The following is a 12,546-nucleotide window of genomic DNA, read 5'->3' as shown; positions in this document are numbered from 1 at the left end:
CACGCGGTCAGGACCGGGCGCGCAGGGCCTGTTCGATCCACCTGTAGGCGGCCGTATGGGGCCAGGACGGCTCCATGCCGCGGACGATCGCCACGAGCTCCCAGAGACGTCCTGCGCGCGGGTCGTGCTCGTCGAATCCGCGCAGCATCTCCTCGCCGGTCTGCCCGCTCAGCTCGAGGACGCGTTCGAGCACGGGATCGGCCTCCGGGGACTCGGGAGCGATGCCCGCCGCCAGGGCGGCCCGCACTTCCTCGATCATCGTGGCGGTGGCGCGCCGCCACGCCTCGTGGTCCCGCGGCTCCGCCCAGAAGTCCGCGCTCATGCTCCGCAGGCCGGCCTGGAAATCCTCGTCGGACAGCAGGCCGGCGAGCTCGAGCCAGGCGTCGAGTTGTGCGGCGGTGGGGTCCTCGGGCAGGTTGGGCAGCATGGCGTCGCGCATGCACGCCAGCCAGTCGCGCCGGGCCGCGATGTCGCCGCCCACCCCGTCGATGAACGAGTCGAGCAAGGCGGCCATCTCGGCGGCGCCCACCCGCCCGAGCGCGTGCAGCCTGCGCAGGTCCTCCTCGGCGGGGTCGTCCTTGTCCACGGTGGCACGGAGCACGGCCCTGGTCCGCTGGAGCGCGGCGATCTGCGTCTCGACCACCTCCAGATGGAGAGCCAGGACGTCCTTGAGGCGGCGGTGTCCCAGCGAGCGGATCGTCGCCAGGTCGAGGCCGATCTCGCGCAGCGTGCGCACCAGCTCCAGGTGGGCCCGGTGCTCGTCGGTGTAGCGGCGGTAGCCAGAGGAGGTGCGGTGGGGGGTGGGCAGCACGCCCGCGTCCGAGTAGAAGCGGATCGTCTTGACCGGCAGCCCGGTGAGGGCGGCCAGCTGCCCGATCGAATAATGCACTTGAGTCTCCACTAACGGGAGACTTTAGCGTACCGCGCATGGCTAAGAACAAGATCGCCAGGGCCGTCACGCTGCACCTCGGCGCCGGGGAGGCGAGTCCCGCCAACGTCGGCAAGGACCTCGGCCCGCTCGGCATCAACCTCATGGAGTTCTGCAAGCAGTACAACGCGCTCAGCGCGAACCTCCGCGGGCACGTCGTCCCCGCCGTGGTGACCGTCTTCGAGGACCGGTCTTTCGAGGTACGGGTCAAACAGCCGACGACGGCGTCGCTCATCCGCAGGGTGGCGGGGCTGAACGGCGGGAGCCCGCGGCCGGGGCACCAGAGCGGCGGCGTCGTGACCGTGGCGCAACTCAAGGAGGTCGCGGCGGCCAAGCTCGCCGACCTCAACACCACTGATCTGGACCAGGCCGTCAAGATCGTCGCCGGTACCGCCCGGTCGATGGGGCTGACGATCAAAGAGTAATCGACTGCTTACGGTAGGTGACTTCCTGGCGGGGGTATCAGCTCCGGCATGACGATCAATCCGTACGCAGGATCGCCTTTCAGCTACGTCGCCGAGCCGGCCGCGGCGCCGTACTCGATCGTCGAGCTGATGCCCGGGGTCCGCAACCTGGTGGAGTACGTCGGGTTGCGGGCCGGCGAGCGGGTGCTGCTGCTCATGGAGCACACCGTCGACCCGGTCGTCGTCCAGGCGATCGCCGCGGCGGCCGCCTACCGGGACGCCGACGTGCGGATCCTGTCCGTGGCGCCGTTCAGTCCCGGGGGGTGGGACCGGGAGGCGCCGCTCGACATCGAGACGGCCGCCTTCCGCGAGTCCGACGTCGTGATCAGCGGCACCTGGTGGGGCGAGGTGCACACGGCCCCGCTCTTCTTCGACCAGATCAGGTCCCGCTCCGCCCGGTTCCTGTCCCTGCACATGACCGCCACGGCCGGAGCACTCCTCACCGGAGCGCGCCTGCCCACCGAGGTCTTCTACGCGCTGCTGGGCCGCGCGCTGCGGCAGTTGTCGGGAGCCCGGTCGATCCGGGTGACCTCCGAGCGGGGAACCGACGTGACGTTCTCCGGGCTGACGTTCGAGTCCAACCCGGGTGGCGCGTTGCGGCCCGGCGACTGGCGGCCCTTCCCGTACGGGGGCGCCAACTTCTGGCCGACCGACACCGAGGGCGTCCTCGTCGTCGAGGACTCCACGGTCACCGGCGTGCCTGAGGAGCCGGTCCGGATCACCCTGGAAGGCAACCTGGTCCGCAAGATCGAGGGTGGGGCCGCCGCCGAGCAACTGCGGCGGTACGCGCCCGGCGGCTACTACATGCGGCACGCCCTGTTCGGGCTCAACCCGAAGGTGCGGGTGTCCGGCGGGACGCAGTTCGAGCGGGAGAAGCACGCAGGGGCCTTCTACTGCGGCCTCGACGGGCTGACGGACGGGGTGCCGGTCACCACGGGGCCGGGGTTCGCGCACTGCGACTGCCAGGTCGACCGGCCCACCGTGCTGGTGGACGGCGAGCTGTTCGTCGAGCGCGGCCGGCTGCTGATGCTGGACGAGCCGGAGATCCGCGAGGTCGCCGCCGCGTTCGGTCCGCCGGACGTGATCCTCGACGACAACCCCGTCATGATCCTGCCTCGCCGCTACACCGGCACGCCGGGCCGGCAAGAGGTCAGCGGCGTGGGCCGCAGCTCCCCCTGATGATCAGCTCGGTCGGCAGGACCACGCTCCGCGGTCTCCTGCCCCCGGCACGCAGCACCAGCTCCGCCGCCCGATAGCCCATGTCCCGCCCCGGCTGGGCGATCACCGTCAGCGGCGGGGAGCACAGCTCGGCCCAGGGCACGTCGTCGTACATCACCAGCGAGACGTCCCGCGGCACCCGCAGGTCCAGCTCCCTGGCCGCCAGCACGGCCGCCTCCCCGAGCACGTTCCCTCCGGTGACCACCGCCGACAGGTCGGGGCGGCTCTGGAACAGGCCGGAGGCGGCGGCGTAGGCGGAGTCGCGGCTGCCGGTGCCGAACACCACCAGCTCCTCGTCCACCGGCGCCCCCACCGCCTCCCTGAAGGCCGCCGCCCGGCGGTCGTGGCCGGGGCCGCCCAGGAAGGCGATGCGCTTGTGGCCCAGGCCCCGCAGGTAGCGGACGGCCGTGCGGATGCCGGCCCGGTCGTCGGCCAGCACCGCGGGCACGTCCAGCGGGCGGGCCTGCGCGGCGGCGCCAAGGCCGTCCAGGGCCATGAGGTCCGCCAGGGCCGCCGTCCCGGCGTGCTCTTCCGTGGCATGGGAGGGAAGGCGGTCGGCGAAGACCACGGTCATGCCCGCGCGGATCACCGGGGTCCAGGTGTCGGAGTCGCCCGAGGGCACCGCGATCAGACGGTCCACGCTCTGCTCCAGCAGCATGCCGATCAGCTCGGACTCCTGCTCGGGGTCGCCGCCGGTCGAGCCGAGGACGACCGGCTCGCCCGCCGAGCGCGCACACGCCAGCACGCCCTCCGCCAGCTGGCCGTAGAAGGTGTCGGTCAGGTCGGGGACGAGCAGCCCCATGCCGCCCGTACGGCGCTGGCGCAGGTTGCGGCCGAGCGCGCTGGGGCGGTAGTCGAGCTGCGCGGCGACGGCCAGGACACGTTCCCTGGTCTGCGGGCTGGCCGAGCCGCCCGAGAGCACTCTGGACACGGTCGCGACGCCCACGCCGGCCGCCTCGGCCACATCCTTGATCGTCGCCCGCCTGTCCATGGAAACGATTCCATCATGGTTTTCACCGAAGGGGAAGGCTGGCACGGCGACAAAGGCTGGTCACGCGGGAACCCTTGACACCGATGTCCGTTTCGGGTGAGATGCTTGAAAACGTATCCACGCCAGTGGGCACAAGGTAACAACATCCGGGCCACCGCCCTGGAGCGCGAAGGAATGTCATGGCATCCATCGTTCTGACGAACGTCGACAAGATCTACGCCGGTGGCGTAAAGGCCGTGAACGGGCTCAACCTTGAGATCAAGGATGGCGAGTTCATGGTGCTGGTCGGTCCCTCCGGTTGCGGTAAGTCGACCGCGCTCCGGATGATCGCGGGCCTGGAGGACATCAGCGGCGGTGAGATCTCCATCGGCGACAAGGTCGTCAACCACCTGCCGCCCAAGGACCGCGACATCGCGATGGTCTTCCAGAACTACGCGCTCTACCCGCACATGACGGTCGAGGAGAACCTCGCCTTCGGCCTCAAGCTCCGCAAGATGCCCAAGGCGGAGATCCAGAAGCGCGTCAACGACGCCGCCAAGATGCTCGGTCTGGAGCAGTACCTCAAGCGCAAGCCGGCCGCCCTGTCCGGTGGTCAGCGCCAGCGTGTCGCCATGGGCCGCGCCATCGTGCGTGAGCCGCAGGCCTTCCTCATGGACGAGCCGCTGTCCAACCTCGACGCCAAGCTCCGCGTCTCCATGCGCGCCTCGCTCAACACGTTGCACGAGCGCCTCGGCGTCACCACCGTCTACGTCACCCACGACCAGGTCGAGGCCATGACCCTGGGCGACCGCGTGTGCGTGCTGCGCGACGGTCTGCTCCAGCAGGTCGATACCCCTCAGAACCTGTTCGACAAGCCGGTCAACCTGTTCGTGGCGGGCTTCATGGGCTCGCCGTCGATGAACTTCGTCACCGCCGAGCTGGTCCGCGACAACGGCGCCGCCGTCACCTTCGCCGACATCAAGCTGTCGATTCCCGAGTCGACCTTCTCCGACAAGCCGGGCCTGGACCAGTACATCGGCAAGAAGATCATTCTCGGCATCCGCCCGTCCGACTTCGAGGACGCCACCTCCGCGGGCAACCACGCCAATGGCTGGGCCACGCTGCCGGTCAAGGCGGAGGTCACCGAGGAGCTGGGCTCCGAGATCAACGTCCTGTTCCTGATCGACGCCCCGCCGGTCGAGCACAAGGACACCGTCGCCGCCGCCGACACCGGTGACGACGACGAGGCGGCGCTGCCGCTCGTGGGCGACAAGTCCCTGTGGACGGCCCGCGTCAACGCCCGCAGCCACGTGCGCCCCGGCCAGAACATCGAGCTGGTCGTCGACACGCACAACATGCACTTCTTCGACCCGGCCTCCGGTCTGGCGATCGGCCACGAGGCCAACCGCTGACCGCCAGCCACAGTTCTCGATCGTGAGCCCAGCTCACGATCGCTGGGCCCCCACCGCGACCCCCTCCCGCGGCGGGGGCCCGTCCATGTCCGCAGGCAGAACCCCGTCAGCGTCTGATCCTTAACGTCCGAGCCTGCTCGACACCAGGCTCTGCAGGTTGCGCGGCACCAGCCTGCCGGCCGCCACGATGGCCTTGTAACGCAGGTCCGGCACCGACACCCGTTTGCCGAGCGCCAGGTCGCGCAGCGCCTCCCGTACCACGTCGTCGGCCTTCAACCACAGGAACCGGGGAATGCCCGACGTGTCCATGGAGGCCCGCTGATGGAACTCCGTCCGCACGAAACCGGGGCACAACGCCATGATCTTGATGCGCGGGCTGCCGGCCTCGGCCGCGGCGGACTCGCTGAAGTTCACCACCCACGCCTTGGACGCGCTGTAGGTGCCGCGCGTGAAGAACGCCGCCACGGACGCCACGTTGATCACCGCACCCCGGTCACGGCTGCGCATCCCGGGCAGCGCGGCCAGCGTGAGCCTGAGCACGGCCTCGCAGTGCACCTTGAGCATGCGGACCTCGTCCTCGACCGGCACGTCGGGGAAGGGCCCCGGGTGACCGAACCCGGCGTTGTTGACCAGCAGGTCGACGCCGTCGCGCAGGCGGGATTCGACCGCGGCGATCCCGTCGTCGGTCGCGAGGTCGGCGGGCAGCACCTCGACGTTCACGCCGTACCTGAGCTTGAGCTGGCCTGCGGCCTCGGCGAGCCGGCTTTCGTCCCGCGCCACCAGGACGAGCGAGTACGCTTCGGCGGCCAGGCGCCGGGCGAAGGCGGCGCCGAGACCGGCGGTGGCGCCGGTGATCAATGCGGTTGGCATGCCTGAACCCTAGCGGTCATGGCAGGATGAACAGTGTGCGCCTCGTCGTGGCTGTGCTCCTTTTGGTAGCGATCGTCACCGCCTGCTCGTCAGAGGCTCCGCCGCCCGCCGGGCAGCTCACTCCTCGTGCCGAGCTGACGACGACCGCCCCCGCGCCCACCACCCCGGCATCCACGACTCCGGCCGAGCGGGGTGAGCTGAGGTTCCGGATGATCGGCCGCTTCGAGCAGCCGGTGGCGTTGGCCGTGCGCGAGGGCGACGACCGCATGTACGTCGCGGAGCAGACGGGCCGGCTGCGCACCGACGACGGCAAGACCGTGATCGACCTGTCGGGCGAGGTGAGCGGCGGCAACGAGCAGGGCCTGCTGGGCGTGGCGTTCCATCCGTCCGGCCGGTGGGTCTACCTCGACTGGACCGACGCCCAGGGACGCACCCACGTCACCGAATGGGCCTACGACGGCTCCAAGGCGACCGGCCGGCGCGACGTCCTCACCCAGGACCAGCCCTTCCCCAACCACAACGGCGGCCAGCTCGCCTTCGGTCCCGACGGCTACCTCTACATCGCGCTCGGCGACGGCGGCGGCGCGGGCGACCCCCAGGGCAGCGGCCAGGACCTCGGCACGCTGCTCGGCAAGGTCCTGCGCATCGATCCGCGGGGCGGCCGGCCTTACAAGGTTCCCGAGGACAACCCGTTCGTCGGCAAGGAGGGCGCGAAGACCGAGATCTGGGCATACGGGCTGCGCAACCCGTGGCGTTTCACCTTCGATCGCGACACCGGCGACCTGTGGATCGGCGACGTCGGGCAGAACGCGTGGGAGGAGGTCGATTACCAGCCGGCAGGCTCGGAAGGCGGCGAGAACTACGGCTGGAATCTCCGCGAGGGGGACAAACCCTTCCGCGGCGGTAAGGGCCGGGAGCTGGTCGACCCGATGATCGTCTATCCGCTCGGCGAGGGCGGCAACTGCTCGGTGATCGCCGGGTACGTCTACCGGGGCGAGAAGATCCCGTGGCTGCGGGGCCAGTTCATGTACGGCGACTTCTGCGCCGGATGGATCAAGGCCGCCCCCGTCGACGAGCTGGACAAGGCGGCCGAGGTCGGAAACGTGGAGCAGCTGTCGTCGTTCGGCCAAGGGCACGACGGCGAGCTCTACGCGCTCAGCCTGAGGGGCCAGTTGTATCGGATCGAGCCTGCCTGACCCGCTCGATCAGGCTCTCCACCTGGTCGTTCAATATCGCCCCGCGCGCCCATCCCGCGTAGTGCGCCAGGAAGACGACCACCTCCCGCAACTCGGTCTCGCTGAGCTCGCCGGCTCGCAGGGCGACATCGAGCTGGACGTCCGTCAACTGGTCGAGACCCTGGCCGACGAGCAGCCCGAGCAGGAGCAGGCGGCGCTCCCTGACCGTCAGGACCGTCCTCGACCAGACGTCGGCGAACTGGCGTTCGGCCGACATGCCGAAGGAGTCGACGGTCTCCATGGCGGGTTCTGTCATCGCAAGCTCCGGATGTCGCTAGGGATCCTCATATCTTTAGCTACTTCCTGACTTGAACCAATGGGGGTTGCATGAACGTTGTACGGTGAGCGATCCACTCAGCGAAGCACCCAGATCACGTCGCGCGATTTTTGATCTGTAACAAGTAAAGCCAATGCTTGGCCAAGATTTGGTCAAGATTTCTCAGCCTTTAAGGGGCTCATTCCGCCTGAAAGCGGGCACAACAACTCCGTTGGTCCGTAAATGCGGAGGTAAGCCCTGGTGAAAAAGACACGGGCTTCGATCGTGCTCCTGGCCGCGATCTTCATGCTGTCTGCGTGCGGGCAGCCGGAATTCACCTACGTCCGTGACCGGACGGGCACCACCTACTTCAAGGTGCCGGCCTCGTTCACACAGCTCAACGCGAACGCCATCGAGATGTATCTCTCCGGCGACCACCCCAACTCGCAGGCGGCGCAGCTGCGGGCCCAGCGGGTCTGGTCGACGGCGTTCGACCAGTCCACGGAACCGTCGGTCAACCACCTCCTGGGTTCGGCGGATCCCTTCGTCTACGCCACCGTTCATCAGCTCACCGAGGAACAGCGGGACGGGATCTCGCTCAACAGGCTGCGCGACTTCGTCCTGCCCGTCACCGAGCAGATGCGTGAGCTCTACCAGCAACAGTCGGTGGCGACGGGCCAGCCGCCGACCTTCCGCAACTTCGAGCTGCTCAACGACGAGGTCCTGAGCCTGGACAACGGCGCCCGAGGTGTCCGTGTCCGCTTCAACTACCAGATCGGCAACGACGTCCAGACGTTCGACCACACCGCCATTCTCGACGAGAAGGGTGCCACGGTCTCCGTCATGCTCATCGGCTGCCAGTCGCTCTGCTTCAGGAAGCGCGCCGGCGAGTTCGACAAGATCGCGAGTTCTTTCAAGCTGCTCCGGCTGCCTGGATGAGGGAGCACCATTGACCACGACCATTCACCATGAAGGGCTGCGTGCCCCCGGCAGCGGGCCCTCCGACCCCGAATCCGTGACCAGGAAGAAGATGCAGTTCTGGGATCGGAGCAAGTTCCTCATCGCTCTGGTGGCGGCCTACCTCATCCTCACCTGGAAGGTGATGGCCGACTTCGAGGGCGTCGTCACCTTCCCCGAAGCCGCGCGGGCCATCGCGCAGGAATACCAGTGGATCTTCTGGTTGCTCGGCGTGGAGGTCGTCCGCCAGCTGCACTTCGTCATCAGTGAGCATTGGTCGGCCTACCACCGCTTCTGGAGCCAGAAGGTCTTCGGCGGCTTCGAACGCTGGACGCACCGGCGCTTCGACGACTGGACGCGCTACCGGCTCTCGCGGGCACTCAAGATCACTTTCTTCGTCGTGCTGATCGCCCTGGTGCTGGGGGCGGTGCTGGACGTCAGCCCGTTCCAGGCGCTGTTCCAGGTGCCCGCGCTGATCTGGCAGGCGCTGCCGTTCTTCCTGCAGATCGTCTTCCTGTTCTTCTTCATCATCATCCAGTTCGTCGGCCTGTTCTGGTTCCTGTCCAGAGGCGGCGTCGAGACGTACTTCCCCGACGACATCAAGACCCGCTTCCGCGACGTGTGGGGGCAGGACCACGTGGTCGAGCGCGTCCGGGAGAACATCGTCTTCCTGGAGAAGCCCGACGAGATCGAGAAACGCGGCGGGTACGTCCCCAGCGGCCTGCTGCTGTGGGGCCCGCCGGGCACCGGCAAGACCCTCATGGCCGAGGCCGTGGCCGGTGAGACCGGCAAGCCGTACGTGTTCGTGGATCCGGGCGCGTTCACGAACATGTTCATGGGCATCGGCATCCTGAAGGTGAAGGGGCTGTTCAGGAAGCTGCGCAAGCTGGCGCTCCGGTACGGCGGCGTGATCGTCTTCTTCGACGAGGCCGACTCGCTGGGCAAGCGGGGGAGACTGGCCCAGCAGGGCCCGAACGTGCCGGGCGGCGGCTTCTCCGGGATGTCCGATGTCCACGGCTGCCACGGGTTCAGCTACCTGTCCGAGGAGACCCGCCAGGTGCTGGCCTTCCGCGCCCGGCGCGAGGAGCCGGAACAGACGCGCAACCGCTTCTTCATGGGCGGCGGCATGAACAGCAGCGGCGACCCCGGCACCCTGCAGGCGCTGCTCACCGAGCTGTCCGGGCTCAAGAAGCCGCGCGGGTTCTTCAACCGGCTCGTCAGGCGGCTGCTCGGGATGCGTCCCAAGCCGCCGCCCAAATACCGCATCCTCGTCATGATGGCCACGAACCGGCCCGACGCGCTGGACGAGGCGTTGCTGCGGCCGGGCCGCATCGACCGCATCTACAAGGTCGGCTACCCGTCCAAGGCCGGGCGGGTGCGCACGTACCAGGGCTACTTCGACAAGGTGCTCCACGAGCTCACCGCGGAGCAGATCGACAAGCTGGCCACGATCACCCCGTACGCCACCGGCGCCACGATCAAGGACCTGGTCAACGAGTCGCTGATCACCGCCATCAGGGACGGGCGTGAGATCATCACCTGGTCGGACGTGCTGCGCGCCAAGCGGCTCAAGCAACTCGGCCCGCCCGAGGACGTCGAGTACATCGAGCGCGAGCGGCACGCCGTGGCCGTGCACGAGGCCTGCCACGCCGTGGTGGCGTACGTGACCCGCTTCCACCTCGAGATCGACATCGCCACCATCGAGAAGGGCGCCGACTACCTGGGCATGGTCGCCTCGATCAAGCCCGAGGACCAGTTCACCCGATGGAAGTCGGAGCACGAGGCCGACATCATGGTGTCGCTCGCCTCGCTGGCCGGGGAGCGGATGTTCTTCGGCGAGGACAACTCCTCAGGCGTGTCCGGCGACCTGTTCTCGGCGACCTACCTGACCGCGATGATGGAGTCGTACTGGGGCATGGGCTCCGGCGTCACCTCGCTGCCCGCGCTCCAGGAGCTGGAGATCATGGGAGGCAAGGCCGTACGCAAACCCCTCCCCGGCGGCGGCTCCATCGGCATCACCGAGAGGGAGCCCAGCAGGAAGGAGCCGGACCTCACCCCCGACGTGCTGGGGGAGCGGATCGAGTTCAACCTGGTGCGGCTGCTGGAGAAGACCGAGCAACTGCTGCAGGAGCACCGCAGGGAGGTGCTCTGCGTGGCGCACGCGCTGGAGACCCACAAGACGCTCAACGGCGACGACGTGGTGGCGATCATACGGCGGGAGCCCGGGCCGCTCATCGACGGCACGATCTACGCCTCCGACGAGCTCTACGACGAGCTGGAGGACTATCACCGGGACGCGGCCAGGGCGCACAAGGAGCACAGCCGCATCGACCGCGACCTGCCCGGGGTCGTGGAGCAGCAGGCCGAGCCCGTGCCGGTCGCCTACAGCGGCCCCGGCGTCACGGCCGTGCAGCTGGGTCCCCCGTCCTCGCCGCCGATCACGACCATCCAGCCGCCGGTGGCCGCGCCGCCACCGGTGATCGCGCCGCCGCCGTCGGCGGTCACCCCGGCCGCCGATCAGGCCGACCGGCCGGAGTTCGTGCCATGGGCGGGCCAGCCGACGCCGGCGCCCCCGCCGGTCCCGGTCGTCGCCGAGCCGGCCTCCGCGCCGCCGCCACCGAGGCGGCGCAGCCCGGGCCGGGTCTGGCTGGTCATCGCCAGTCTGCTCGGGCTCGTGGTGCTGTCCATCATCGCCGCGCTGGCGGTGACGGGCACGGGCGGCAACGGCGTGGGCGCGGCGGGCTCCTCCGTGGTGGCCTCCCCGGGCCTGCTGTTCCTGCTGTTCGTGGTGATCGTCGCGGTGATCGTGGGCGGCGGCCTCGCGCTGGTGGCGATCAAGGGGGTACGCGCAGCGCAGGCCAAGGCCGAACGGGAGCGTGACGAGGCCCACGCCCGGGCCCAGCTCCTGGCCGCGGCGATGGACCCGGACACCGCGATGCGGCTGCTCGGCTATGACGGCAACGGGCGCGACGGTCGTACCTGAGGGTGGCGCACGACCGGCGCGCGTCAGCGCCGGTCGTGCTCCTCGTGGACCTTGTGCAGCAGCGCCATCAGCTTCTCCTCTTCGCGAATGCGCCTGCGGTATTTCTCCGGCAGCTTCTTGAGCTGCTCCTCCTCGTGGCACAGTTTCCTGAACAGCTCCTCGCGCAGCTCGGGGTCGTGCTCGACCTCCAGGTACGCCTGGGCGTGCCGCCGCGCGGCCGAGACGGCGTTCTGCGCACGGCCCTTGGCACTGGTCAGCGAGGCGATCACGGTGATCACGAGCACGCCGACGATCACCGACAGGGACAGGCCGGTGCTGATCTCGGTGACCGGCACGGGCCGGCCGTCGTTGATGAACGGCACGTTGTTCTCGTGCAGCGCGTGCAGGATGAGCTTGACGCCGATGAAGCCCAGGATGGCGGCCAGGCCGATGGCGAGGTAGATCAGCCGGTCGAGCAGGTCGTCGAGGAGGAAGTAGAGCTGCCGCAGACCCAGCAGGGAGAACGCGGTGGCGGTGAAGACGATGTAGAGGTTCTGGGTGAGGCCGAAGATGGCCGGGATGGAGTCGAGGGCGAACATGATGTCCGTCCCGCCGATGGCGATCATGACGAGCACCATCGGCGTCATGACCCGCTTGCCGTCCTGGACGGTGAACAGGCGGTCCCCGTCGTAGACCTCGGTGGCCGAGAAGAGCCGGCGGGCCAGGCGGACCATGAGATTGTCGGAGTCGTGGCTCTCCTCGCTCTCCGGCTTGAGCAGGTTTCCCGCCGTGATCAGCAGGATGAGGCCGAACAGGTAGAACGCCCAGGCGAAGGCGTTGATCAGCGCCGCGCCGAGCAGGATGAACCCGGTCCTGGCCAGCAGCGAGAACACGATGCCGAAAAGCAGCGCCTTCTGCTGGTTGGCGCGCGGCACCTTGAAGCTCGACATGATGACGAGGAACACGAAGAGGTTGTCGACCGACAGTGCCTTCTCCGTGATGTAGCCGGCGAAATACTCCGTCCCCGGATCCTGGCCGCCGAAGATCCACACGCCGACGCCGAACAGCAGGGCGGCGCCGACGTACGCCGCCGACCAGATCGTGGCCTCGCGCAGCGAGGGAACGTGGGCACGGCGGACGTGGAAGACGAAGTCGAACAGCAGCAGCCCGATGATCGCCGCGATCGTCAGCCACCACACCAGCGGTGACACGTCCATCAGACGCGCCTCCCTGCCCGGCCACCCTTGTCATACGGAACGTACATGAACAATCCC

General features: G+C 68.7%; 11 protein-coding genes. 6 read left to right on the top strand and 5 right to left on the bottom strand.

Features of this window, described 5'->3' with window-relative positions; translation table 11 throughout:
• Positions 1–7: 7 nt before the first annotated feature.
• Positions 8–889, bottom strand: coding sequence for a helix-turn-helix domain-containing protein (locus tag EDD27_RS27575; RefSeq protein WP_164903814.1), 882 nt, complete (start codon positions 887–889; stop codon positions 8–10).
• Positions 890–927: 38 nt separating this feature from the next.
• Between EDD27_RS27575 and rplK the strand changes: the two genes are divergently transcribed.
• Together rplK and EDD27_RS27565 are read left to right on the top strand one after the other, a co-directional pair.
• Positions 928–1,353, top strand: coding sequence for a 50S ribosomal protein L11 (rplK, locus tag EDD27_RS27570; protein WP_127934958.1), 426 nt, complete (start codon positions 928–930; stop codon positions 1,351–1,353).
• A gap of 48 nt (positions 1,354–1,401) precedes the next feature.
• Entirely contained in the window at positions 1,402–2,571 is a 1,170-nt protein-coding gene (locus EDD27_RS27565; RefSeq protein ID WP_127934957.1) for a 2,5-dihydroxypyridine 5,6-dioxygenase NicX family protein, read from the top strand.
• Here the strand turns inward: EDD27_RS27565 and EDD27_RS27560 are convergent.
• Positions 2,543–3,601: a LacI family DNA-binding transcriptional regulator gene (locus EDD27_RS27560; protein WP_127934956.1), complete on the bottom strand. Its 1,059-nt coding sequence runs from the start codon at positions 3,599–3,601 to the stop codon at positions 2,543–2,545. The genes EDD27_RS27565 and EDD27_RS27560 overlap by 29 nt on opposite strands.
• A gap of 179 nt (positions 3,602–3,780) precedes the next feature.
• Here EDD27_RS27560 and EDD27_RS27555 point away from each other — a divergent pair, with 179 nt between their 5' ends.
• The gene (locus EDD27_RS27555) at positions 3,781–4,992 is read left to right on the top strand and encodes an ABC transporter ATP-binding protein (protein WP_127934955.1); all 1,212 of its coding nucleotides are present in this window, start codon (positions 3,781–3,783) and stop codon (positions 4,990–4,992) included.
• A 120-nt stretch (positions 4,993–5,112) separates the two neighbouring features.
• On the opposite strand, the gene EDD27_RS27550 is transcribed toward EDD27_RS27555, so the two are convergent.
• Positions 5,113–5,862, bottom strand: coding sequence for an SDR family NAD(P)-dependent oxidoreductase (locus EDD27_RS27550; protein WP_127934954.1), 750 nt, complete (start codon positions 5,860–5,862; stop codon positions 5,113–5,115).
• Positions 5,863–5,888: 26 nt separating this feature from the next.
• Between EDD27_RS27550 and EDD27_RS27545 the strand changes: the two genes are divergently transcribed.
• Positions 5,889–7,058: a PQQ-dependent sugar dehydrogenase gene (locus tag EDD27_RS27545; RefSeq protein ID WP_127934953.1), complete on the top strand. Its 1,170-nt coding sequence runs from the start codon at positions 5,889–5,891 to the stop codon at positions 7,056–7,058.
• Here the strand turns inward: EDD27_RS27545 and EDD27_RS27540 are convergent.
• Positions 7,018–7,353, bottom strand: a complete 336-nt coding sequence (locus EDD27_RS27540) for a carboxymuconolactone decarboxylase family protein (protein ID WP_127934952.1) — start codon at positions 7,351–7,353, stop codon at positions 7,018–7,020. The two genes, EDD27_RS27545 and EDD27_RS27540, sit on opposite strands and share 41 nt — an antisense overlap.
• A 261-nt stretch (positions 7,354–7,614) precedes the next feature.
• On the opposite strand from EDD27_RS27540, the gene EDD27_RS27535 reads away from it, so the two are divergent.
• Positions 7,615–8,292 (top strand): LptM family lipoprotein, encoded by a 678-nt coding sequence (locus tag EDD27_RS27535; RefSeq protein WP_127934951.1) that lies wholly within the window; start codon positions 7,615–7,617, stop codon positions 8,290–8,292.
• 10 nt (positions 8,293–8,302) lie between these two features.
• Entirely contained in the window at positions 8,303–11,293 is a 2,991-nt protein-coding gene (locus tag EDD27_RS27530; protein WP_127934950.1) for an AAA family ATPase, read from the top strand.
• Positions 11,294–11,316: 23 nt separating this feature from the next.
• Here the strand turns inward: EDD27_RS27530 and EDD27_RS27525 are convergent, their stop codons facing one another.
• Positions 11,317–12,489 (bottom strand): TerC/Alx family metal homeostasis membrane protein, encoded by a 1,173-nt coding sequence (locus EDD27_RS27525; protein ID WP_127934949.1) that lies wholly within the window; start codon positions 12,487–12,489, stop codon positions 11,317–11,319.
• Positions 12,490–12,546 lie beyond the last annotated feature (57 nt).

Source organism: Nonomuraea polychroma (assembly GCF_004011505.1).
GTDB classification, from domain to species: Bacteria; Actinomycetota; Actinomycetes; order Streptosporangiales; family Streptosporangiaceae; genus Nonomuraea; species Nonomuraea polychroma.
Note: the sequence above shows the minus strand (reverse complement) of the source record. Positions and strands in the feature narration are given on the sequence as shown.

Excerpts from the sequence above, each read along its gene's own strand:
- EDD27_RS27560 (WP_127934956.1), bottom strand. The coding sequence starts at position 3,601 with ATGGACAGGCGGGCGACGATCAAGGATGTGGCCGAGGCGGCCGGCGTG.
- EDD27_RS27545 (WP_127934953.1), top strand. The coding sequence starts at position 5,889 with ATGAACAGTGTGCGCCTCGTCGTGGCTGTGCTCCTTTTGGTAGCGATC.
- rplK (WP_127934958.1), top strand. The coding sequence starts at position 928 with ATGGCTAAGAACAAGATCGCCAGGGCCGTCACGCTGCACCTCGGCGCC.
- EDD27_RS27550 (WP_127934954.1), bottom strand. The coding sequence starts at position 5,862 with ATGCCAACCGCATTGATCACCGGCGCCACCGCCGGTCTCGGCGCCGCC.
- EDD27_RS27525 (WP_127934949.1), bottom strand. The coding sequence starts at position 12,489 with ATGGACGTGTCACCGCTGGTGTGGTGGCTGACGATCGCGGCGATCATC.
- EDD27_RS27540 (WP_127934952.1), bottom strand. The coding sequence starts at position 7,353 with ATGACAGAACCCGCCATGGAGACCGTCGACTCCTTCGGCATGTCGGCC.
- EDD27_RS27555 (WP_127934955.1), top strand. The coding sequence starts at position 3,781 with ATGGCATCCATCGTTCTGACGAACGTCGACAAGATCTACGCCGGTGGC.
- EDD27_RS27565 (WP_127934957.1), top strand. The coding sequence starts at position 1,402 with ATGACGATCAATCCGTACGCAGGATCGCCTTTCAGCTACGTCGCCGAG.